General features: G+C 35.7%; 22 protein-coding genes and 1 pseudogene. 3 read left to right on the plus strand and 20 right to left on the minus strand.

Annotation, left to right across the window (positions count from 1 at the left end):
* Positions 1-103: 103 nt before the first annotated feature.
* Both K6969_RS08310 and K6969_RS08315 read left to right on the plus strand, forming a co-directional pair.
* Positions 104-553 carry a MarR family winged helix-turn-helix transcriptional regulator gene (locus K6969_RS08310; RefSeq protein WP_015646996.1) on the plus strand — a complete coding sequence of 150 codons (450 nt, stop codon included), beginning with the start codon at positions 104-106 and terminating at the stop codon, positions 551-553.
* A gap of 62 nt (positions 554-615) precedes the next feature.
* Positions 616-1,161: an NADPH-dependent FMN reductase gene (locus tag K6969_RS08315; RefSeq protein WP_044673304.1), complete on the plus strand. Its 546-nt coding sequence runs from the start codon at positions 616-618 to the stop codon at positions 1,159-1,161.
* Positions 1,162-1,363: 202 nt separating this feature from the next.
* On the opposite strand, the gene glf is transcribed toward K6969_RS08315, so the two are convergent.
* The 19 genes and pseudogenes from glf to yaaA form a co-directional block, all read right to left on the minus strand.
* A complete protein-coding gene (gene glf / locus K6969_RS08320; protein ID WP_171942607.1) occupies positions 1,364-2,476 on the minus strand; it encodes a UDP-galactopyranose mutase in 1,113 nt (370 codons plus the stop codon).
* 18 nt (positions 2,477-2,494) lie between these two features.
* Positions 2,495-2,752 (minus strand): hypothetical protein, encoded by a 258-nt coding sequence (locus K6969_RS08325; protein ID WP_029187139.1) that lies wholly within the window; start codon positions 2,750-2,752, stop codon positions 2,495-2,497.
* A 12-nt stretch (positions 2,753-2,764) separates the two neighbouring features.
* Positions 2,765-3,673, minus strand: a complete 909-nt coding sequence (locus K6969_RS08330; protein WP_171942608.1) for an Rpn family recombination-promoting nuclease/putative transposase — start codon at positions 3,671-3,673, stop codon at positions 2,765-2,767.
* A 358-nt stretch (positions 3,674-4,031) separates the two neighbouring features.
* Positions 4,032-4,214 (minus strand): hypothetical protein, encoded by a 183-nt coding sequence (locus tag K6969_RS08335; protein ID WP_029175980.1) that lies wholly within the window; start codon positions 4,212-4,214, stop codon positions 4,032-4,034.
* Between the two features lie 95 nt (positions 4,215-4,309).
* Positions 4,310-5,695, minus strand: coding sequence for a lipopolysaccharide biosynthesis protein (locus K6969_RS08340; protein WP_171942609.1), 1,386 nt, complete (start codon positions 5,693-5,695; stop codon positions 4,310-4,312).
* 510 nt (positions 5,696-6,205) lie between these two features.
* The gene (locus tag K6969_RS08345) at positions 6,206-7,324 is read right to left on the minus strand and encodes a glycosyltransferase (protein WP_029187419.1); all 1,119 of its coding nucleotides are present in this window, start codon (positions 7,322-7,324) and stop codon (positions 6,206-6,208) included.
* Between the two features lie 57 nt (positions 7,325-7,381).
* Positions 7,382-8,179: a glycosyltransferase gene (locus tag K6969_RS08350; RefSeq protein ID WP_029175977.1), complete on the minus strand. Its 798-nt coding sequence runs from the start codon at positions 8,177-8,179 to the stop codon at positions 7,382-7,384.
* On the minus strand, positions 8,176-9,327 hold the full coding sequence (locus K6969_RS08355) for a hypothetical protein (RefSeq protein WP_321537387.1): 1,152 nt from the start codon (positions 9,325-9,327) through the stop codon (positions 8,176-8,178). Before K6969_RS08355 ends, K6969_RS08350 begins: the two co-directional genes overlap by 4 nt.
* 64 nt (positions 9,328-9,391) lie before the next feature.
* Positions 9,392-10,510, minus strand: a complete 1,119-nt coding sequence (locus tag K6969_RS08360; RefSeq protein WP_029175975.1) for a glycosyltransferase family 4 protein — start codon at positions 10,508-10,510, stop codon at positions 9,392-9,394.
* Entirely contained in the window at positions 10,510-11,115 is a 606-nt protein-coding gene (locus K6969_RS08365) for an acetyltransferase (protein ID WP_044777111.1), read from the minus strand. The genes K6969_RS08360 and K6969_RS08365 overlap by 1 nt, the downstream gene beginning before the upstream one ends.
* Complete coding sequence (locus K6969_RS08370; protein WP_029175972.1) at positions 11,112-11,729, minus strand: sugar transferase; 618 nt, start codon at positions 11,727-11,729, stop codon at positions 11,112-11,114. Before K6969_RS08370 ends, K6969_RS08365 begins: the two co-directional genes overlap by 4 nt.
* 12 nt (positions 11,730-11,741) lie before the next feature.
* Complete coding sequence (locus tag K6969_RS08375; protein ID WP_029187421.1) at positions 11,742-12,992, minus strand: DegT/DnrJ/EryC1/StrS family aminotransferase; 1,251 nt, start codon at positions 12,990-12,992, stop codon at positions 11,742-11,744.
* A 34-nt stretch (positions 12,993-13,026) separates the two neighbouring features.
* Positions 13,027-13,743 carry a Fic family protein gene (locus K6969_RS08380; RefSeq protein ID WP_171942611.1) on the minus strand — a complete coding sequence of 239 codons (717 nt, stop codon included), beginning with the start codon at positions 13,741-13,743 and terminating at the stop codon, positions 13,027-13,029.
* Positions 13,744-13,828: 85 nt separating this feature from the next.
* Positions 13,829-15,655 carry a polysaccharide biosynthesis protein gene (locus K6969_RS08385; protein WP_171942612.1) on the minus strand — a complete coding sequence of 609 codons (1,827 nt, stop codon included), beginning with the start codon at positions 15,653-15,655 and terminating at the stop codon, positions 13,829-13,831.
* A 28-nt stretch (positions 15,656-15,683) separates the two neighbouring features.
* Positions 15,684-16,415: a capsular polysaccharide biosynthesis protein Cps4B gene (gene cps4B, locus K6969_RS08390; RefSeq protein ID WP_171942613.1), complete on the minus strand. Its 732-nt coding sequence runs from the start codon at positions 16,413-16,415 to the stop codon at positions 15,684-15,686.
* A gap of 37 nt (positions 16,416-16,452) precedes the next feature.
* Positions 16,453-17,139 (minus strand): tyrosine-protein kinase, encoded by a 687-nt coding sequence (locus K6969_RS08395; RefSeq protein ID WP_029173025.1) that lies wholly within the window; start codon positions 17,137-17,139, stop codon positions 16,453-16,455.
* A gap of 9 nt (positions 17,140-17,148) precedes the next feature.
* Complete coding sequence (locus K6969_RS08400) at positions 17,149-17,838, minus strand: YveK family protein (RefSeq protein WP_029173024.1); 690 nt, start codon at positions 17,836-17,838, stop codon at positions 17,149-17,151.
* Positions 17,839-17,854: 16 nt separating this feature from the next.
* Positions 17,855-19,294 carry an LCP family protein gene (locus K6969_RS08405; RefSeq protein WP_171942614.1) on the minus strand — a complete coding sequence of 480 codons (1,440 nt, stop codon included), beginning with the start codon at positions 19,292-19,294 and terminating at the stop codon, positions 17,855-17,857.
* 234 nt (positions 19,295-19,528) lie between these two features.
* A pseudogene (gene yaaA, locus K6969_RS08410) lies at positions 19,529-20,264 on the minus strand (peroxide stress protein YaaA).
* A 118-nt stretch (positions 20,265-20,382) separates the two neighbouring features.
* Between yaaA and K6969_RS08415 the strand changes: the two are divergent.
* On the plus strand, positions 20,383-21,642 hold the full coding sequence (locus K6969_RS08415; protein ID WP_029173021.1) for a PLP-dependent aminotransferase family protein: 1,260 nt from the start codon (positions 20,383-20,385) through the stop codon (positions 21,640-21,642).
* 256 nt (positions 21,643-21,898) lie between these two features.
* Here K6969_RS08415 and K6969_RS08420 read toward each other — a convergent pair whose 3' ends face one another.
* Positions 21,899-22,750, minus strand: coding sequence for a DegV family protein (locus K6969_RS08420; protein ID WP_029173020.1), 852 nt, complete (start codon positions 22,748-22,750; stop codon positions 21,899-21,901).
* Positions 22,751-22,815: the final 65 nt, after the last annotated feature.

The following is a 22,815-nucleotide window of genomic DNA, read 5'->3' on the forward strand; positions in this document are numbered from 1 at the left end:
CCACAGTTCAGCTTCTCTATGCTATAGAAAGTACTTTACCTATGAATATAGGATTTAACTTTTTTTGCTTGATAACCGAACTATTTATTGCTAAAATATTCTCATGAGAACTGTTGAACAATCTTTAAACGAGAACAAGCATGCACTTCACAGTCTAGTCGTCTTTCGCAGAGCAGCTAATACTATCACAAAATCAGAATTAGAAACAATCAAAAAATACGGACTGACAGTTTGTCAGTTTGGAGTGATGGAGGCACTCTACAACAAAGGAAATCTGCGAATTCAAGACTTAATTGATAAATTATTAAGTACTTCTGGCAACATGACTGTCGTTATAAAAAACATGATTCGAGATGGTTATATCTACAAGACTGTCGATACAAATGACCGTCGTGCTTCCTTGATTGCTCTCACTCCACTTGGACGCGAAACCATTGAAAAAATCCTTCCAGAGCATTATGATCACGTTGGAGAGATTTTTTCTGTCCTTAGTTCAGAAGAACAAGACCAATTAGCCGAGATACTTAAAAAATTCAAGAACCAGCAGACCTAGGATTGCCAACAAAAGACAAATACGATATACTAAATTTATGTTTTTATGAAAAGGAGGCCATCATGGCAAACGTATTGTTTTTAGTTGGTTCACTACGTGACGGTTCTTTTAACCATCAAATGGCCAAAAAAGCTGAAGCATTCTTGGCTGATAAGGCTCAAGTATCTTACATTGATCTTGTAAAAATTCCCCTATTCAACCAAGACATCGAGACCCCTATCCTTTCTGAAATCGCAGAGCTACGTGCACAAGTAGACGCTGCGGATGCTATCTGGATTTTCTCACCAGTATATAACTATGCAATCCCAGGCATCGTAAAAAATGCTCTCGATTGGCTCAGTCGTTCGCTCGATTTATCCAATCCAAAAGGACCATCTATCCTACAAGATAAAATCACAACTGTCTCTGCAGTCGCAAACAGTGGTCACGACCACCTATTCAAAGACTTCCAACACCTTCTTCCATTTATCCGTACTCAGATTGCTGGTGAATTTACAGGTTCAACCATCAATCCAGAAGCATGGGCAACAGGTGTATTAGAGTTGTCTGATGAAACTCTAACAAAACTCGAGCAACAAGCAGCTGACCTGTTGGCAGCAATTCAATAATCAAAAAAACCAGAATTTCTGGTTTTTTTTGATTAATATTTTGAGAGCATTTCATACTCAACGAAAATCAAAAGTAGCCTAGGAAACGAAGTCGAAGATAGATCTGGAGTTCATCAAGGCAAGTTGACAACGGATAATTTTGATTTTCGAAGAGTATCAACTTCTGCCAAGAATCAATTACTACCTTGATGACTTCTCAAAATCATTCCCCAACTTCATTTCTCACACATTGCAAGGCCGCACCGATAACCTGGTGCATATCGTAGTAACGATAATGACCAAGACGCCCACCGAATATAACGTTCTCTTGTTGTTCTGCGAGGCGTTTATAAGCAGTATAAAGTTTGTTGTTACGATCATTGTTCACTGGATAATACGGCTCATCGCCTCGTTTCCAGGTCTTCGAATACTCACGTGTAATAATGGTTTTCGGTTGTGTACCAAATTCGAAATGTTTGTGTTCGATAATACGAGTAAATGGCGTTTCACTATCTGTGTAGTTCACAACTGCATTCCCTTGATAGTTTTCCATATCCAACACTTCTGTCTCAAATCGAAGGCTACGATATTCCAATTCACCAAGTTGGTAATCAAAGAACTCGTCAATCATTCCTGTAAAGACAATCTTCGGATAGGTAGCTAAATAGTCTTCCTTATTGGCAAAGAAATCAACATTTGTCTCAACATCAATATTCTCATGATCCAACATTTTTTCAACAATCTGCGTGTAACCGCCGATTGGAATACCTTGATATGTGTCGTTGAAATAGTTATTATCATAAGTTAAACGCACGGGTAAACGACGGATGATAAAGGCAGGTAACTCCGTACATGGTTTTTCCCATTGTTTCTCGGTATATGACTTAATCAATTTTTCATAGATGTCTGTACCAACTAGTGAGATGGCTTGTTCTTCCAAGTTCTCAGGCGTTTTTCCTCCCAAAACAGCTCGTTGCTCTGCAATCTTCGCTTCTGCTTCAGCAGGGGTCACCACGCCCCACAGTTTATTGAAAGTATTCATGTTGAATGGAAGATTGTAGATTTCACCTTTGTAGTTGGCGACTGGTGTATTTGTATAGCGGTTGAACTCCGCAAACTGATTCACATAATCCCAAATTTCTTTTTCAGAAGTATGGAAAATATGTGCGCCATATTCATGGACTTGAATACCTTCTACTTCTTTGGTATAGATGTTACCCGCAATGTGTTCTCGTTTTTCGATAACCTTTATTTTTTTACCCTTTTTAGCTGCCTCGTGAGCAAAGACCGCTCCGAACAGACCTGCACCAACAACTAAGTAGTCGTAATGTTTCATATATTTTGTATTTTCCTCCTAGAACTGATGTTCTTGCGAGAATTGAGTCAACTGTTCCGAAGTTAGTCCTGTTATTTCTAACACATCCTCTATGTCAAGACCTCTAGCTAATAATTTTTGTGCAACATCTAAACTTTTTTGTAGACTTCCTTCTTCTAGGCCTTTCTCTAGACCTTCGGCTCTTCCTTCTTCCTTTCCACGATTTCTACCACGTATAAAAGAACTTTCCAATTCTCCAAAGTGGTTGGAAGCATTACGCAACCATTGATCTACCATTTTCACTACCTCCTAAAACTGATGGTCTTGTGAAAGGGAAGCCAACTGTTCTGAAGTTAAGCCGGTGATTTCTAAAACATCTTCTATGCCAAGACCTCTGTTTAATAAGCGCTGAGCAACTTCTAAACTTTTTTGTATACTACCTTCTAATCGACCTTCTTCCTTTCCACGATTTCTACCACGTATAAAAGAACTTTCCAATTCCCCAAAATGATTGGAGGCATTACGCAACCATTGATCTACCATTTCGATTTCCTCCTCTGTCCATGTATTTCTGTTTAGCAGATTCTCTGCCTTTTCAATAATATCTGATGTCGATTGACTAAATTCTCTATTTGCAAAAAATTCAATCCATTGGCGTTGATTTTTCCCAAGTTGACCCTTACGAAACTTTTTCAGCTCAATGATAACCATTTCAAATGGTTTCTTTAATTCTTCCTGATCACCAAATGGTAATTCTAAGATTTGACTGCTATCTTTTTCAGTCATTACAAAACTGTGAATAGGTTTTTCATCATCGAAATACTTACTCGCTACTAAAGCAATCGAATAAATCGGAGAAATTTTATTATACATATCATGCGTCTGCGTGACCTTCTCACGAATATTGGGCAAGTCCTTCACCAAATGTTGGCAGGAATAAGTCCACAAACGCTTGATAAAACCATTTTGATAGGCAACTTGAATCTCGATAATGACCTGTGTCCCATCTTCTAACCGAGCCAAAATATCTACGGTTGTACTAAAGTGTCTAGTCCTTTCTTTTTTCACATCCGCGATAGTTCCATTCAATATCTGAACAGATTTGGGACGAAAACCTAAAAAGGTATCTATAAAGTCAATGGTAATTTCGTGGTCATTGAAAATCTTTTTTGCAATAATATCAGCCATAGGGCTGACTGCCTGACGGCGTTTTGTCATCTCTATCCTCCAAATAATAAGATTGAGAAATACTCTCTACTTATTTATTCGGAAAATATTCTAGTTATATTATAGCATGACATCTAAATTTTTTCTAGTAACAGCTCAATAACAAAGTATATCGAAAACTTTTCCCATACTACCTTCTGGAAAAGTGAAGTTGTCTACAAGGAATTCTAATCTACCATGTGTTATATCATAGAAAAACTAAGAATTACCATTTATTTTAAATGAAACTAATCCGTTTCTAAGCCAATAATATATCGTCATTTATACACCCAAATCTTTACTAAATCCAATACAGTCATAGTGCCCAACTTGACGAACCAATTAAGTAGTTGTACATTCAACTACTTCACTAAGTCAGATGGTCATAGTGCAGTACCTTATCCAAAATAGTTTCTAATATTTCTTGAATGATAGATTGGAAGAATGTGAGTTCCACTTTTCCGAGACGAATTTTCATCAGGATATCATTTCTATTTTTTCTTTCAAAGCGATGCGATTGGGGAACAGTCAATGGGACGATAGGGTGTGACATAAAAATCCTCCAGTTTTGTTTTTATAACAGTATACTGGAGGAGGGAGTAGTTGGATAGATGCCTTGTTATTGATCGGTTACGGTGTTAGTCAATTTTATCTGACTATCTTATTTATAAGTGTGCAAATAAAAAATTTATTTAAATATACTATACATATAAGAAGTAAAAACTGAATCAATAACATTATCTCTAAATCAAAAAATAACAATATCAGCTGTAAAATTATTAAAAGAATAGATCCATAGATCTGTGTCCAATCAATCTTTACATCAACGATATCTTTGGTTCCATAATATCTTAAAAGAAATATAACAAAAAAACTTATTGCATTCGAAAGTGCTGCACCAACCAAACCTAAAAATGTTATTAAAACGATATTCAATAGAAAATTTACTAATCCTCCATACATAGAAGTTCGCAGTATTCCTTCTGTTTTTTTAGATACAATATAGTACGTTGCAAAATAATCTGAGAAAGCAGAAAAAATTGTACCTAATGTTAACAAAGGGACAAGATACCAAGCAGTAAAATAATCCGAAGAAAAAAGAATACTAAATAAAGGTTTTATTAACATTGTTAATAGGGAAGAGCTAATAAAAAGCATGGAGGCTAAGGATTTGAAGACCGTTGTATAATAATCAACAGCTGTTGTACTTCTTTCTTCTTCAACTGCAGAAATCTGCCAAGCCTGTATAAATACTTGATTTACAGTGCTTAATAAAGACGGAAATTTACTGGCAACTACGAATAAACCTGTCCAATAAGCTCCTGATAAATATAAAACTAAGTAACGACTTGAAACAGTCATTAACCACCACATAATAGAATTAGGAACTAGTGGTATAGAATAAATTAAAAGTATTCGTATATCTTGCTTTGTTACAAATTTTGGTGAAATATCATGACATGCATCTGAACCAAAAAATAAAATGATATCAGATAGAGAGTAGGCAATAATCTGAGCCCAAAAAAATCCATCTAGCCCTTTTCGAAGTTGAACAATGAATATGTAGCTGAACATGGCAATAAATATTGATAAAAGTATACCATTTAGAGAGAATAACTGAACTTTCCCCTTAGAACGTGCATACTGACCAAAAAGATTTTGAAAAAAAGCTAGAGCTAAAAGAATATAAAAATAATGAATGTAAATCTTAAAAGATGTTAACATCAATATTGGCAAAAAGACTAAAGCTATACAAAAACCAAAAATTCCAATGAAAATGGAATTAGAAATAACTTTCTCCTTATCATAACTACTATCCAAACCAAAGCGTAAAACCGCGTCATAAATGCTCAAAAAAACTACTGGAGCTATGAGGTTTGTAATAGTTGTTAGCATCGTGTCTGAAATTCCGAACTGCTCAGCTGAGAGGTAATGAGCATAAAAGGGAACTAATAAAAAAGTGATAAACTTACTCCCGAAATTACCTATTGCAAATAATATTGAATTATTTAATAATTTTTTATAATTCCCCATTTTGTAATATCCTCAAAAATAATAATCTATCGAATCTATCAACAAATGCATGTACCGCTAACTAATTATAGTATACATCTAATGATTATGACCCATTTTAAAATCTATAAAACCTATGAATACTAACATCTAATATATTGTAAGGTCTTTCGAAAACAAGTACAATAAATTCCATACAATAACATAATTTATATACAAAATCACGACACATTTTCTAATTTTAATTTTCAGTACTAATAAGTTTGGTATCATTGCTCAAGACCAAAAATATCTTGAATTTATGTCCAAATCTATCTTAATTAAATCTATGTTCATACGGTTATATAAAAACTGCGATACAAAATACTACGCCGTTTCGTAACAACTATTCCGTACAAATGTTAATAGACAACCCATATTGATAATGTCTTTAAATAGTTTTCTTTTGAGAGATGTTTTCCATCAATAGTCAATCTAATCTACACACATGTATAGTAAACAACTAATTTCATAGAATATTTGAAAATAGTTTTATAATAAACTGTCTAACATCTGTTCAATTTTTTCCATCCTATAATTCAAATCAAATGAATCACTCTTTAATTGGGCCATATGTTTGTATTTCTCCAATTTTTCTGGATTTTTCAATAAGTTCATCAATCCCTCATAGAGTCCTGACTCAGAATTTTCAACAATCATACCGTATTCATTATTCTTTCCCAGTAATTCTTTCATACCTGAGCAATCTGTAGTTAATACTGGTGTATTAACTATTAATGCCTCTGTTACAGCAGTGCTAAACCCCTCATGTAATGAGGAACAGATAAACAAATCAGCACTCTTGACTCTAGCATAAGGATTTTCATGATAACCTATCAATTTGATATTATCTTGCAAACCTAAAGCTTTAATTTTTTGCTCTAACTCTCCTCTAAGTTCACCTTCACCTAAAATTTCAAGAGTTACCTGAGGATACATATTAATCACTTTAGACATTACATCCAAAAGACGACTGTAACCTTTCTGAGGATGCAAACGTCCAACCGAAACTATATGAAATCCTATCGGTGATTTCTTTATGTAGAGACTCTTTTCTTCTGATAATTTTCTAATACTATCAGTATCAATCGGATTATACAGTATCTCTTCACTCAATTTCAGTTCTGGAAATAAATTATGAAATCCGCTCTTTACCGTCTCGGCAACATAAATCACTCTATCAAAATTATTTTGTAACTTTATAAACTCTTTCTTAGAACTATAACATTTTAAAAATTCGTTCTCGTCAGAATACTCATTGTGAATCCATTGGATTTTTTTTGTATCATCATCTAGGGCAGCAATAATTCTAGTTGCGGGACTTTCCAAAAATGAAATAGCAATATCGTACCTTTCTTGTCCAATAAATTTTCTTGCTAAAAATTCTGGACTAAATAATCGAAAAATCACTGTATTTCCTCGAAAGAGACGTTTAAAAATAAACTTATAGTGAATATGCTTAGCCAAATACTTCTTGTTTATTCCTGTGTCAAAAAGAGTAAGTACTGTTACTTCGTACTTTTCTCTATTCAAATTGTTTACAAGATTTACCAAAACTTTTTCAGCTCCGCCACCGCTAAGCGTCGGAATAAAAAATAGAATTTTTTTCATTTTATAATCTCCATCACACACCTTAAAATATATAGGAAACAGAAGTATCCTTTAATGTCATCGTTTCAACTTAAATTGATGCAATAGTTTGTAGAGACTAGCAGGTACTAAGATTAATAGCAAAGGCTTCATTATATATACATAATTGTATATAGGCAGCTTTAGTTTATGGATGGCTAGATGTTTTACATATATTTCATTGAGACGATTGGAAATAGTTCTACGAGCTTGTGCATCTTTATCATCTCTAAATTTAATCAGAGGTTCTCTAAGATTATATCCATAAAAGCCATATTCATACATTTTAATCCACAAATGATAATCTTCAACTCTTAACAATCTAGGCGATACAGTATATCCACCAACTTGTAAAAGTGCACTCCTACGCATAAGGATAGAAGGATGAGAAAAAGAACTTCCTTTCACCATGTCCTTTTTTTGTGGAATCTTAATCAATGTACTTATTCCCCAATCACCAGAGTCATCAAAATGAATCATATTAGTACCGACAAATGCAAATTCTGGATTTGAATCTAGAAACTCAACTTGTTTTTGAAATCTCATTGGTAACGAGATATCATCAGCATCCATTCGAGCGATATATTCGCCTTTTGCTATATTTAGACAATCATTCAATGTCTCATTTAACCCCTTATTAACATCATGTATGATTAACTTTATCTTGTTAGGAAACCTATGTGAATACTTGGTTAGAATATCAAGTGAGCTATCTGTAGAACCATCATCACATATAATCAATTCAAAATCTTGGTATGTTTGATTAAAAATAGACTCCAACGCTTCTCTTAAGGTTTTTTCTGCATTATAAACTCCCATTAAAACAGATATTCTCATTTTACAATTCTCCATTTTCTAAAATTTCTACTATCATCGTCAAAGAAAGATGCCAGAAGAAATAACATCCAAAAATAAGGTTGCCTGTGATTTGCTAAAGTTAAACTTTCAAACATTAATGGAACAAAAATATAAAAAATAAGGTTACCTGATTTTCTTATGTTTATCCAAATCCATCTTACAAATATTATAAAAGGAAGGAAACCATAATAAAACAGCAAGCCAAAGAGTGTTGAATGTATTTCAAGATTTGAAATACCACTTAAAGCAAAGCGCTGAGGATAACCTTCTCCTGCACCAAATAAAAGATACTCTGGATATAAAATTATCCTATCAATTCCTCTTTCTTGAATAAGTGACAATTCCGTTTGATTTTGATTTATAGTAAAACCTCTTCCAAATTTCTGCAATACCCTTTCATACAGAAAGCTATCCTGTATCTTATCAAAAAATTGGAAAACACCAGCAAAATGTAAACAAAATAGAATGAAAAATGCCAAAACGAGAATAACAATTTGTTTAATAATTTTTTCCTTATTTTCAGAAATAGCAAACATAAAGAAATATAAGAAAGCGAAACCTAAAAAGATACCTGTAGAAGATGTTGCAAATAAAAGTACTAACGTCAAACAATGAACAAATAAATTTTCTTTTCTACCTAATAATCTGTTTAAAATAATAATGATAAATATACTAGTTAGTAGAAAAAAACCAAGTTGATTTGGGTCGTTAAATGTACCAATGTACCTTAATTCACTAGCATCAACAAACGAGAGTGGAACAAAAAAATCAATACCGTAAAATGCGAATTGGAGGTATATTCCTCCCTTAACAATAAATAGCAAACTTTCTATAAAGCGTTTCCCTTTAAAAAATTGTCGACACATCAAAATTACAATTGTATTGTATAGATAATATACTGTCGATAGAAGGAATGACCAACCATTTCCTGATATAAAATATAGTCCCCAATAAAATAAATTTATCAAAATAATACAACATAAAAATATTGAATAATTTTTTTCTTTTTTATCATATGGTATCCTCCAATTATTTTCATATAAAAATGCAATAAAAGAGAATATCAAAAGTATGTCACTTGGTTGAATACCTCCTGAATTTAAAAAATAAAATGGTTTACCTAGCAAAAAACATAAAAATATTATTTCGGAACCTCTAAGGCTCTTAGAACTAGAGGTGGGTTGACTATAATTACTTATCAACAATGTAAATTTTCTCCATCATACTCATAATTTTGGAAATAGAATAACTACTGACCAGATTAAGGTTGTTCTTATACATTCTTCTATAATGATTAGGTTTATCTAAAAGACTTGTAACAAATCTAGAAAAATTCTTCTGTTCAGAGCGTTCTAAAACAAATCCGTTTTGAAAATTTTGAACTAAGTCTCGATTCCCACGACAATTCGTCACTATTAAGGGCAATCCTGTTGCCATCGCCTCAATTAAGTTAACTGGAAGACCTTCTCTTTTGGAACTTGATAAAGCTATGTCTGAAGCTTTTAAAAGATCTGCAATGTCATTACGATATCCCAAAAATCGAACATATCTTTCAAGATTCAGTTGATTAACCAACTGTTGGAGTTGTCTTTCTAAATGGCCACTACCAACAAGTAAAAGCACTATATCTTCTCTTTCCTTACAAAGTATTTCCATCATTTTAATCAAAAGAATTTGATTTTTATTGATATTTAGTTCCCCAATACAAATCAAGTACTTCTTATCTGTTTCTAGTCCTAACTGTTTCTTAATAGCCAGTTTTTCATCAGATGAAACAGGATAGAACTTCTCTAAATCAACTCCAACACCAGGTACTAAATGTAAATGCTTCATCTTAAATTTTTTTTTGGCAATTGAGTAGTCTTCCTTATTGATGGTAATTAAAGTATCAGTATAACGTGAGAGAATCTTTTCGATTGGATAATAGATCAACCAGCTAAACAGTGGTCCCCCCTTTAGGAAATGAAAGCCGTGTGCTGTGTAGAATACTCTCGTTTTCTCAATACCCTTACATGCCAAGCGCACAACAGCTGACGCAATTGGTGTGTGCGTATGAACAATATCATATTCTTCCTGGCACACTAATTGCCGAACCTGTTTAATTAATCTCAAAAAATTATTCTTTCTAGGACTCCTATTAAACTCTAGTTCATAGAAATTTCTAGTATTTTCTAATAACGCATCGCTTAATGGTTTTTCCACTTTACATGCAATATCAACTTTATGACCAGCATTCACCAATTCCTGAATATGAGAAACTAAAAATGCATTCAGTGTGTTTGAAATCGTTGTAACGTATAGTATTTTCATCAATAAACCTTTCTACAAGGATGTCCAACATAGGTTCCTGAACTATCAATCGATTTAATGACAACTCCACCCGCTCCAATAATGACATCTTCACAAATAGATAACGATTGGATAACTGAACTTCCAATCCCTATCCAAGAATTACGACCAATGGTAACTCCACCTGCCAAATGACTCCCTGGAGAAATATGTACAAAATCTTTCAGGTGACAATCATGATCAACTGTAACACCTGTGTTAATAATGCAAAAATCACCAATTTTAGCATCCGTGTTTATAACTACCCCTGCCATAACAGCAGTACCTTTACCAATTGACACTGTACGACTAATGGTAGCGCTTGGGTGTATTAAGGTAACAAAATTCAATTCTTCATATCTCTTAGCTATCTCATTGCGAACTTTGTTATTTCCAATAGCAATGAAAATATCATCATTTTTAAAATTAATAATATCTTCTACCTTTCCCACAATGGGGTGGCCTGTGCATTCCAATTTATCTTGAGCATCATCTAAAAAAATAATCTTATCATAACCTGTTTTTTCAGCAATATCTGCAACCACCTTACCATGACCACTAGCTCCAATAATCGCAAGTTTTTTCATTTATTTCCTTTAAACTCCTCCATTGTCACTGAATCAGCAGAAGAAATCCCGCTTCTCTTGAATACTGCTAAGACTGTTTGTATAAGAATTATAATATCACCTATAAAAGTAACACTGCCAACATATTTGACATCCATTTTAAACTTTTCCTCCCAAGTTAGAGAATTCCTACCATTCGCTTGAGCATAGCCCGTCAAACCCGGTCTAACCTCATGCCTTCTTGCTTGCTCTTCAGAGTATAGTGGTAAGTATTTTACCAATAACGGTCTAGGACCTACAATACTCATATCACCTTTTAAAATATTAAAAAGTTCAGGAAGTTCATCTAGACTAGTCGAACGGAGCCACTTACCAAATGCCGTAAGTCGAACACTGTCTGGCAAAAGTTCTCCCTTTTCATCTTTTTCATCCGTCATGGTTCGAAATTTATACATTTTAAATATCTTTTCATCTTTACCAGGACGTTCTTGCGTAAACAAGACTGGCGAACCTAATTTAAAATACACCAAAATACTGACCATAAGAATGATTGGAGATAGTAAAATAATCGCGAACAAAGATAGTAGAATATCTAACAAACGTTTAAAATATTTTTCATATAATCCTTTTTTCATTTTCCCTAATTCCTATTCAAAGCAAGCTTTTATGGTCTCAATAATAATATTCTGCTCTTCTACAGTCATCTTATTATCACTCGGCAGACATAGTCCGCGTTCAAATAGGTCTGTTCCTACATCTGAGTAATTTCCCGCGATGTAAGCATTGGTTTGAGCTCTACCATTCCCATTCTTTGTAATAAATGGATTCATTCTAAAAATTGGTTGAGAGTGCATCGGTTTCCAGATTGGTCGACCTTCCGCATTGATTGCATTTAATGCATCTAATATTTCTGAAGGAGATGTTTTCCCTTTCTCAGAAGTATAAAGAACATCGCTATCCGAACGCACCTGTTTCGCCATGGCTTCAGGATTAATGAGCAGGCAAGATAGCCAATAATTCGGTACTGAATTACTTGGATCAAATGGATTCATTTTTATTGGCAAATCCTTCAATCCTTCTTGATAACGTTCGTAAATAGCTTTCTTCTGTGCGATATGCTCATCTAAATATGGCATTTGACCGCGAACAACCCCTGCAATAACGTTGCTCATTCGGTAATTGTAGCCAATCTCTTCATGTTGGTACCAAGTAGCCTGTTCACGTGCTTGTGTTGACCATTTTCTAACTTTATTTGCCGCCTTCAAATCAGTGGTTAGTAAAGCTCCACCGCTTGAACCAGTAATAATTTTATTTCCATTAAAAGAAATAACAGAGTGTTGTCCAAAAGTTCCAGTCTGTTGTCCCTTATAACTTGCTCCCAAAGACTCCGCTGCATCTTCGATAAGAATTGCACCATGTTTATCACAAATAGCTTGTATTTCATTGATTTTTGCAGGTACTCCATACAAGTGAACCAACACAACAACTTTTACATCCGGATAAATTTCAAATGCTTTCTCCAATGCATCCGGATCCATATTCCATGTCTCGTACTCAGAATCAATGAATACTGGAATCCCACCTTCATATGTGATTGGATTTACAGTGGCTGAAAAAGTAACATCCGAACAAAAAACATAATCACCATTCTTAATCCCTGCTAGCTTCATTGCTAAATGTAGAGCAGATGTTCCTGAAGAAAGGGCAACTACGTGCTCACTTTTTGTATATTCTGTTATTAATTTCTCTAGGGTATTAATATTTGAACCTGCTGTCGTCATCCAGTTGGTATCATAGGCTTCCTTCATATATGCTAATTCATCACCGTGCATTGTAGGTGAGGCAAGCCACACCTTATTCTCAAAAGGGGTTACTTTTTTTGTAAAATCAAATGCCATTTTTTTCTCCTCTTTATTTAACTATTGTAGTTAATTAATCCTCAATCCTAAAATACTCTAAATAGTCCTTAAATCGATCTTGTGCGGCTAGACAAGTATCTAATAAGAAACCATTCTGTTCTCCCCACTCGGCTAAGCCACGATAGTAAAAATACTTCATGTCATCTCCAATGATAAAGGGGACATGTCCATGTTTGAGACATTCTTTGAACATAATGAGTCGACCTACTCGCCCGTTACCATCTTGGAAGGGATGGATGCGTTCAAATCGAACATGAAAGTCAAGAATATCCTCAAAGGAAGTAGGTGATAGAGCATGATAATTTCTAAGCAATTCTTGCATGTCTGACTCCACATACTCGGGTAGAGTCGTTTCACGACCGCCGACTTCATTTGGGTATAATTTATAATCTCCGATTTGGAACCATGACTTCCGAGAATCGGAAGTACCACTCTTCAAGATAGCATGAATCTCCTTTATCCAAGTTTCATTCAAGTCATCTTGAAAGCTAACTAAGAGAAAATCAAAAGCCGTAAAATGATTGATCGTTTCAATAATATCATCCACCTTTATGGTTGGATTGTCTTCAAAACCAATCGTATTGGTCTCATAGATATACCGTGTCTGGTCATGCGTCAGTTGACTCCCCTCTATATGGTTTGAGTTGAAAGCCAGCTCTATCTGAACCTTATGGTAAAGACCACCTTTGATTCTGTTTTCTTTTTCTCTTACTAACCTATGACCTAACATATCTTACCTCTGGAAAGTTTTTCAACCTTCCTAGAATTTAAATCTCATTTAAACTCTAGGAAAGTAAAAATATCTTTTACTTTCTTTATTCTTGTTTTGCAAATTCAATCAACACACCTTTTAATTCATTTCTATCTTTTTGGAGTAATCCATTGATAAATGAATTGACAATGTCCGATTGCTTATTTGTAACGCGACCCACAAATATTTTTTCATAAATCTGTTCGCTGACACGTTCTTCTGTTGATAGTAATTCCTCGTAGAGTTTCTCGCCTGGTCTAATTCCAGATTCTACAATCCCGATTTCTTCCTCTGTATGTCCACTTAACAAGATAACTTTTCTTGCCAATTCCAGGATTTGTACTGGCTCACCCATATCCAAGACAAAGATTTCTCCACCTTTTGCCAAATGTCCAGCTTGTATAACCAAACGACTTGCCTCAGGTATCGTCATGAAATAACGAGTCATCCTAAAGTCGGTAACCGTAACAGGTCCACCTTTTCTAATTTGCTCTTTGAATAGCGGAACAACACTTCCACGACTACCTAGAACATTCCCAAAACGGACTGCCGCAAATTGAGTCTGACCTGGCTCGTTTAAACCTGTTACAATCATTTCTGCAACACGTTTAGTCGCTCCCATAACATTTGGTGGATTAACAGCTTTATCTGTTGAAACCATAACAAATTTGGCAACCTTTGCAGTTTTAGCCGCCTCAGCCACATTCTTCGTTCCAAAAATATTATTCTTCACTGCTTCATGTGGATTGTATTCCATCAAAGGAACATGCTTATGTGCTGCAGCATGATAAACAACATCGGGTTGATATTCAGCCATTATGCTAAAGATCAATTCTCTATCTTGAATATCTGCAATGAGAGGGACCAACTCAATCTTACCTTGGTACTTTTCCAGTAACTCTCGATGAATGAGATAGATTGAATTTTCTCCATGTCCAAGCAACAACAAGCGTTTAGGCGTAAACTTAGCAATTTGACGACATAACTCTGAACCGATAGAGCCACCTGCTCCTGTGACAAGGATTGTTTTCCCTTTGAAAAACTGATTCAATTCATCCTGATCCAAAACAACCTCTGGTCGACCAAGAAGGTCTGCTACGTCAATTTCCTGAAAGGCACTGACAGACATGTTCCCCGCCATAATGTCTTCAATGCTCGGCATATTATTGACGGTCACTCCTGTAGTGTTACAGATTTCAACAATCTTCTCTCGCTCCTTACCGTTTAAAGAAGGGATGGCAATCGTCACTTGGTCAACGGCTAATTCCTCTACCAATCGTGGAATATCATTACGGTTTCCTAAAACTTTAGCGGTACGGATAAATGTTCCAAGTTTATTTGGATCACGATCAACTATACCGACAATTTCAAAATTCAATTTTCTATCTTCGACGGTATTGATAAAAGTATTCCCACCATCTCCAGCACCTACTACTAAGATTCTTAGTGGACTAACCTTCTTTCGAATGACATTTTTTCTCGTCTCATGTAAGATTCTCCAAACAATCCTCGGGGTAATGAGCATCACATACGACAAAAATAAGGATACTAAGATGAAACGATAACTAAAGGTCTGCCATAAAATCGTTGAGATAATTAAAAATAATGAATAAGCGGATATCAAACTCAGTCCTATTTTCACATAACTTTGATATCCAGTATACCTCGTAATTAGCGAAAAAACCTTTAGTCTAATTGAGATAATCATATAGAATATTAAAACAAATAAAACTGCAAGAATAAAGCGTTCATCTGGAATGTCAATAATAACATCCAAAAACAGCCTGCTCAAAATCATGGAAACTATAATAAGACACATATCCATGCACATGAGTATCAATCGTTTACTGTTGCGATCTAACAGTTTGTCAGTAACAGTTCCCAAATCCATTTTTTCTCCAAAATCTAGATTAACCAGCTTAAATTGCCTGGTTTTTTAATAGCATAAGAGGATTCTTTTTCAACAACGCTTTCGCTTTATCTTTGCTAAATTCCTCTGTTATTAACTTATAAGCCTCCCTCATAAACGGAGGTCTACTAGATAAATTATGCATATCGCTAGCAACACAATGTACTAAATCCTGCTCTAAAAAATATCGAGTACGTTTTTTAAATTCTTTTGCTTGATCGCCAATTAAAGCGGGCTTCAGCACATGGTTACTATTTACCTGAGTATAGCATCCCTTGTCAATTAGCTCTTCTACTCTCCCTGCATGAAACGCTAGGGCATCATATCGTTCTATATGGGCAAGTACGGGAGTTAGCCCAAGTAGCGTCACTTCGTTCACTGCTTCTTGAATCTCTTTCCAGGGAGTATTCATACTGAATTCCAAAAGAATATAGCGCGAGCCATTAAGCGTTGGTACTTTCTTTTTTTCAAGTTTGCTTAAGATATCTTTACTATAATACAATTCAGCACCATAGCACAATCGTATTTCAGGATAAACTTCTGCTACTGCTGCTTTAAGTTGAAGAAAGTTAGTCATGATAACTTTTTCTGGTGTTTCAAACATCCCTTTTCGTCTATGAGATGTCGCCACGATATAGCGAACACCTTGACGATAAGCTTCGCCTATCAAACTCAGGCTCTCTTCAATTGTCTTTGGACCATCATCCACACCAAATATAATATGCGAATGAACATCAATCATACTAACACCTACTTAATCAAAGCTCATATCATAAAAATCAAGCTTTTTTACCGTAATTACCATAATTTCCATAATCACCATATTTCTCAGTTGCAATATCATACTTGTTCAAGATAACGCCTAAAAACTGTGTTCCTGTTTGCTCCAACTGTTCCTTTACTTTTTTCACAGCTGAACGTTTAACATGTCCTGCCTCTGCTACTAAAACCATTGCATCACACTTCTGAGCAATAATTGCAGCATCAATTACCATCCCTAGAGGTGGACAATCTACAACCACATAGTCAAAATACCGACGAAGAGTAGCTAATAAGTTCTCAAAATTCTTACTTTGTAGAAGGGCAGTTGGGTTTGGTGATATTTTACCAGACTCGATAACTGTTAAATTCGGAATATTTGTTTCACATAGCCCTCGAGATAAATCAGTAGTTCCTGCTAAATAATCAGTTAAACCAGTAATTTTCGTAATTGGCTTAAAGAAACCTGACATCACTGAGTTTCGAATATCGGCATCAACCAGAACTGTCTTGTAGCCAGAACGAGCATAGGCAATAGCAAGACTGGCTGCTATTGTACTCTTTCCTTCATTTGATTGGACAGAAGTTATACCAACCACTTTAATATCTTCCCCACTGAGTTGAATATTCGTACGGATAGCGTTAAAATATTCTTCTGTCTTATTTACTAATTCTTTCTTCGTACGTGCAATTTCTAACGTTGCCATATTGTTCTCCTATTTCAATTTCTTCGAATCTGGCACTACACCAAGTAATGTCAATCCCATTACCTCTTCGATATCCTGAGGACGTTTTACACGATCATCCAAAATTTCCATAACCAGTACAAGAGCTGTTGCCAAGATACCACCAGCTAATAAACCAAGTATGATATTTCGTTTTGTATTAGGAGTTGATGGCTCCTCTGCTGGGACAGCCTCCTCGAGTGTTGTCACTTCACTCACTTTGGTGACCTCAACAATCTTTTGCGCTGCAAAGGTACGAAGGCTATTTGCAATACGTGCTGCCTCATTTGGATCCGCATCACGCACGGAAATAGAAACGATACGAGTATCAACAGGAATAGAAACCGAAACCTTTTCTTTTAGGTTTTCATTCAAATTCAACTCTGTAGCTATCTGCGTCAGTACATCTTGTGATAGAATGATTTCTTTATAGTCTTTTACCAAATAAGAACCAGCTTGTAAATCCTGATTTGTTAATCCCGCACCGGCTTCAGCATGTTGCCCGACTACATAGATACGAGTTGTCGATTTATATTGCGGTGTTACCAAAAAACTACTATAAGCAAAAGCTAACCCTGCACCTAATAGTCCCATCAGAAGGATAAAGAATTTTTTTCTCCAAATCGTTTTCAGTAAGAGTAAAATATCAATTTCGATTGTATTCATTTCTTGATTATTCATGTTTTCTCCTATTTTTTTAATTTCCATCCAATACTGACTGAATCGCTGCCTTTGCTTGCTCCAGACTATCTTGGTTAATTTCCATCATATAAAGTTGTGAACCAGGCATCGCATAAGAAGATAAATCTGAGCGTCCTGTTCCTGTCAATGCTTGTGACTCTACTGTAAATTGTGTTCCTGATTCTAATTGGGTATTTACCAAGCCCATAATCGTTTCTAAGCTCAAATCTGTTTGGATAGACCCTTCCAAACCAGTTAGAATAGCTTGATAATTGCGTAAATTCTCTGGTGAACTCAATTTTTTGATGAGGGCTGCAATGACTTTTTCTTGGTTTTTACCACGGTCATTATCACCATTAGCCAACGAATACCGCTCACGAACAAAGATTAGCGCTTGCTCTGCGTCTAGATGCACTGTCCCAACAGGGAAATTATACCCTCCGCTTGTAAATTCTTGGGTATTTTCAACATCAATACCACCAACCAAATCAATCAACTGCAAGAAGGAAGTAAAGTTGAGTCGGATATAGTTACTAATGTCAATACCATAAAGATTTTCTAAGGTGTGCACTGAGGCGTTAACACCATAAATCCCAGCATGTGTTAATTTGTCGTATTGATTTTGCCCACCATCTGCAATAGCAACGTATGAATCTCGTGGAGTAGTTGTCAATAAAATCTTATGTGTCGCACGATTGACAGTCATAATGATATTGACATCTGAACGTGAAACAGATGAAATTGGACCGTAAGTATCTATACCACTAATATAGATATTAAAGCTATCTCCACTCACCTGCTCAGTAGCTGTTTCAACAGTCTGAGTCACTTTGAAACTATATATTTTTTTTACTTTTGAAGAAAAGTCTGGATCTTCATTTTCTAAAATATTGGTAAAAACTCCGTTGAAGACCATCGCTTGGCTCTCACCATTTATCATAGATTGATATGCTGTCAGGTAAGAGGTTGCGGGGCTAGTTGCTAGTTGAGTAGATTCCATTTTGGATATGTCATCCAATAAAGCGGTGATGTTCTCTTGGTCGTATTCGGCTGGAGCAAGAATACTAGTAAGCTGACGAACATCTGTAATCTCACTATTTGCTGGGACAAGGATGCTCATTTCATATTCTGAAAATGTCGAATTTGAATTTAGCCGTGTTGAAAATTTTACAACTTCTTGCATTCCATAGATTCCGACGGAAGTGATGACTAGTGAAAAAATAAGTAAGAATGCTGTAAATATGCGCGCTTTCTTACGCCACATCAATAATCCAGCCAATACTGCCACTCCTACTAGCAAAAGCGTCACAATATAGTTTAAATACCGGAAATCTAGGATGTTATAGCGATACATGGTCACTAAGAACAAACATAGAGTAATGGCATAAAGTCCCAAAAGCGCAAAATTTACCAACTTGAGCTTAGGCGATTTCCTCCACCTGCTTCTCTTCTTCATAAACAACCTTCCTTTTACTTATAACTTACTCATTGTATCACAAATAACAATCTTTTACTAGCGACATATCCATTTTTAGTGATGAAAACGTTAGCTTGTTTGGGGTCTTGTTTATATAGTCTTTTAGTTTACTTTTAGTACGAGGCAATGAGCCGCAGACATAACTGAAGTTAGGCAAGGCGAATTAACGAAGTAATAAAAGAAAAACTAAATGACGATATCTTGTTCTTTTTTTCATATTTTAACTGAACGTATGAAAGTCAGCTGATTCTCTGTTGATTTTTCAGTACAATATTCAAAGCCATCCACCTTAAAATCTTGAATGTCCGATAATTTCTGAATATTGTTCTTAGCCAACCAGGACAGCAATCTTCCTCTACCTTTTTTTGATATAGTCGAGTGAACTTTTAGCTGACCTGCTTTTTCTTCCATGAAAAGAATTTTAACTAATCTTTTCTGAATCTGTGGAGAAAACACCTGCTCAAATTCTGACGAAGCCAGTGAGAAAATCAGTTCATCATCACCAACTTCTTGGTCATAATACGGTCGCCAGTACTGTTTCAAAGACTGATTGCCTATCTTTAAGCTCCCTTGAAAATCTAAGCGGTGAGGTGAAATGAACTCAAAAGGATGAATCAATCCGTATAAGGCTGTCGCTACACGAACATGGTCACGTAGGTAATTTTCTTCTTTCGAATCTATACCTCGCCTATCCATATAACGATACATGAGACCATCATATAACTGCCAGGCTGGATAGGTTTTTGCTTGACCTGTCCTGATTCGATGCCAACGATCAGCTTCTAACTCAGCCTTTGATTCATTCAATTTATAAAAGGCAGCCAGCTTTTTTTACATCAAATTGACTTATGGCATCCAGTACCGGCTTACTTCGATCAGGCAGGGGATAAAACGAGGCATTCTCTAAATTTGTATTTACTTCTTTTGCATTAGGTATAATTATTTTCATCACTTAATTATACCATATAGTAGCTTAATTCCTGAACCTCAACCCCATCCAGATATTGTCTTTCTTCAATTTTTCCTATATACTAGCTAGTAACATAGTCTATAAAAAGGGGGCCTAGATGAAAAAATATCAAGTTATTATCCAAGATATTTTGACTGGAATAGAGGAACACCGATTCAAACGTGGAGAGAAATTACCTTCTATCCGTCAACTCAGTGAGCAATATCATTGTAGCAAAGACACTGTCCAAAAGGCTATGTTGGAATTAAAGTACCAAAATAAGATCTACGCTGTCGAAAAAAGCGGTTATTATATCTTAGAAGATAGAGATTTCCAAGACCATACTGTAGAGCTCAATCCTGCAGACTTTCAAGAATTACCCTATGAAGATTTTCGGATTTGTCTAAACGAAAGTCTTATTGGGCGGGAAAATTACCTATTCAACTACTATCACCAGCAAGAGGGATTAGCAGAATTGATTTCCTCCGTTCAAAGTCTGTTAATGGACTATCATGTCTATACAAAAAAAGACCAGCTGGTTATCACAGCTGGTAGTCAACAAGCTCTATATATTCTCACACAAATGGAAACCTGGGCTGGAAAAACGGAAATCTTGATAGAGAACCCTACCTATTCACGAATGATAGAGCTCATTCGACATCAAGGAATCCCCTATCAAACAATTGAACGGGATTTAGATGGAATTGACCTAGAAGAATTGGAAAGTATCTTCCAAACTGGAAAAATCAAGTTTTTCTACACAATTCCTCGCTTGCACAACCCTCTCGGTTCAACCTATGATATAGCAACAAAAACAGCTATCGTAAAATTAGCAAAGCAATACGATGTCTACATCATTGAGGATGACTATTTGGCGGATTTCGACTCTAGTCATAGCCTACCTTTACACTATCTTGATACAGATAATCGTGTCATCTACATAAAATCTTTTACACCGATGCTCTTTCCTGCCCTCCGAATCGGTGCAATCAGCCTTCCTAATCAGCTACATGATACCTTCATCAAACATAAAAGTCTAATCGACTACGATACCAATCTTATCATGCAAAAAGCTCTCTCGCTCTACATTGATAACGGTATGTTTGCACGGAACACACAGCATCTTCATCACATTTATCACGCTCAGTGGAATAAAATAAAAGATTGTTTAGAGAAATACGCTTTGAACATCCCGTATCGAATTTCCAAAGGGAGCGTGACCTTTCAGCTAAGCAAGGGGATTCTTTCTCCTAGCATCCAACACATGTTTGAAAAGTGTTATTATTTCAGCGGACAGAAAGCTGATTTCTTACAGATCTTCTTTGAACAAGATTTTGCAGATAAACTGGAGCAATTCGTAAGATATTTGAATGAATGAAATCCAATAGTCTCATACAAATAATCCCCCTCGAACTTAAGAGACGAGGGGGATTATTCTATATAGTGGAAACTACATTCCAAAATTGTTATACTCTTCGAAAATCAAAATTATCCGTTGTCAACTTGCCTTGATGAGTGAAAAGCTCCAGTGGAGGTTTTCAGCCTGTTACCTTGAAATAAGATAGTAACAGAGTTCTATCTTCGACTTCGTTTCCTAGGCTACTGTTGATTTTCATTGAGTATTACTCTGTGAATCACGCTTTCACTTCATAGCCCATCAAAAGTCCACCTTCTTCAGCATAAAAACTGCATAGACCTGATGTTGCAACTTCGTCAATAACAGCCGTTGGAAAACTTGCTTTTACCAACTCTGAGAATTGTTGGAAGAACTTAGCATTGTTGCGGTGGGCCATGACAATTCGACCACCATCATAGCCTGCTTTTTTCATTTCTTCAAAGGCTGCTGTCACAGATTTCTTATGACCACGCGCCTTTTGAAGCAACTCTAATTTTCCTTCAGCGCTTGCCTCACCAACCATACGGATATTGAGAAGACCAACGACAGTGCCTACCAATTTGCTCAGTCTTCCATTCTTAACAAGATTATCAACCTTCGCTAAAACAAAGAGGAGCTTACTGTGTTCCCGATAATGAGTTATCGCTTCTACTACTTGTGGAAAATCTAATCCTGCACCAATTAAGCGATTGATTTCGTCAACAAGTAAATCCATTTCCCCACTGGCTGACAAACTATCTATCAAATGGATATTGACATTCGGATGCTCTTCGATATACATATCCCTAGCTACACGTGCCGCATTAAAACTACCCGATAGCCCACCTGTAATCGTCACAACGATAATGTTCTCAGCTCCCTCAAAAGCTGCCTGATAAGCCTGCGGACTTGGGCACGCAGACCCCGCTGCAGACTTAGATGCTTCCATCACCTCCATCATGTGATCAATATCCAAGCTTGCATCATCAACAAATGCTTGTTCTCCAACTTGGATGGTAAGTGGCACACTAATAAATTCAGTGTTCGGAGCTAGATTAGCTAATTGACGATAGTCACAGCCCGAATCTGCAACAATTTTCCATTTTGTCATAATATTCTCATTTCCAATTTTACTTTTTTATTTGACAATAAATCTCTATTTACTTACAATTATAT

The sequence above is a fragment of the Streptococcus suis genome, from assembly GCF_019856455.1.
GTDB lineage: Bacteria > Bacillota > Bacilli > Lactobacillales > Streptococcaceae > Streptococcus > Streptococcus suis_AE.

What these genes read in the sequence shown, in the direction of transcription:
- K6969_RS08310 (WP_015646996.1), top strand. Translation starts at nt 104, where the DNA reads ATGAGAACTGTTGAACAATCTTTAAACGAGAACAAGCATGCACTTCAC.
- K6969_RS08315 (WP_044673304.1), top strand. Translation starts at nt 616, where the DNA reads ATGGCAAACGTATTGTTTTTAGTTGGTTCACTACGTGACGGTTCTTTT.
- glf (WP_171942607.1), bottom strand. Translation starts at nt 2,476, where the DNA reads ATGAAACATTACGACTACTTAGTTGTTGGTGCAGGTCTGTTCGGAGCG.
- K6969_RS08325 (WP_029187139.1), bottom strand. Translation starts at nt 2,752, where the DNA reads ATGGTAGATCAATGGTTGCGTAATGCTTCCAACCACTTTGGAGAATTG.
- K6969_RS08330 (WP_171942608.1), bottom strand. Translation starts at nt 3,673, where the DNA reads ATGACAAAACGCCGTCAGGCAGTCAGCCCTATGGCTGATATTATTGCA.
- K6969_RS08335 (WP_029175980.1), bottom strand. Translation starts at nt 4,214, where the DNA reads ATGTCACACCCTATCGTCCCATTGACTGTTCCCCAATCGCATCGCTTT.
- K6969_RS08340 (WP_171942609.1), bottom strand. Translation starts at nt 5,695, where the DNA reads ATGGGGAATTATAAAAAATTATTAAATAATTCAATATTATTTGCAATA.
- K6969_RS08345 (WP_029187419.1), bottom strand. Translation starts at nt 7,324, where the DNA reads ATGAAAAAAATTCTATTTTTTATTCCGACGCTTAGCGGTGGCGGAGCT.
- K6969_RS08350 (WP_029175977.1), bottom strand. Translation starts at nt 8,179, where the DNA reads ATGAGAATATCTGTTTTAATGGGAGTTTATAATGCAGAAAAAACCTTA.
- K6969_RS08360 (WP_029175975.1), bottom strand. Translation starts at nt 10,510, where the DNA reads ATGAAAATACTATACGTTACAACGATTTCAAACACACTGAATGCATTT.
- K6969_RS08365 (WP_044777111.1), bottom strand. Translation starts at nt 11,115, where the DNA reads ATGAAAAAACTTGCGATTATTGGAGCTAGTGGTCATGGTAAGGTGGTT.
- K6969_RS08370 (WP_029175972.1), bottom strand. Translation starts at nt 11,729, where the DNA reads ATGAAAAAAGGATTATATGAAAAATATTTTAAACGTTTGTTAGATATT.
- K6969_RS08375 (WP_029187421.1), bottom strand. Translation starts at nt 12,992, where the DNA reads ATGGCATTTGATTTTACAAAAAAAGTAACCCCTTTTGAGAATAAGGTG.
- K6969_RS08380 (WP_171942611.1), bottom strand. Translation starts at nt 13,743, where the DNA reads ATGTTAGGTCATAGGTTAGTAAGAGAAAAAGAAAACAGAATCAAAGGT.
- K6969_RS08385 (WP_171942612.1), bottom strand. Translation starts at nt 15,655, where the DNA reads ATGGATTTGGGAACTGTTACTGACAAACTGTTAGATCGCAACAGTAAA.
- cps4B (WP_171942613.1), bottom strand. Translation starts at nt 16,415, where the DNA reads ATGATTGATGTTCATTCGCATATTATATTTGGTGTGGATGATGGTCCA.
- K6969_RS08395 (WP_029173025.1), bottom strand. Translation starts at nt 17,139, where the DNA reads ATGGCAACGTTAGAAATTGCACGTACGAAGAAAGAATTAGTAAATAAG.
- K6969_RS08400 (WP_029173024.1), bottom strand. Translation starts at nt 17,838, where the DNA reads ATGAATAATCAAGAAATGAATACAATCGAAATTGATATTTTACTCTTA.
- K6969_RS08405 (WP_171942614.1), bottom strand. Translation starts at nt 19,294, where the DNA reads ATGAAGAAGAGAAGCAGGTGGAGGAAATCGCCTAAGCTCAAGTTGGTA.
- K6969_RS08415 (WP_029173021.1), top strand. Translation starts at nt 20,383, where the DNA reads ATGAAAAAATATCAAGTTATTATCCAAGATATTTTGACTGGAATAGAG.
- K6969_RS08420 (WP_029173020.1), bottom strand. Translation starts at nt 22,750, where the DNA reads ATGACAAAATGGAAAATTGTTGCAGATTCGGGCTGTGACTATCGTCAA.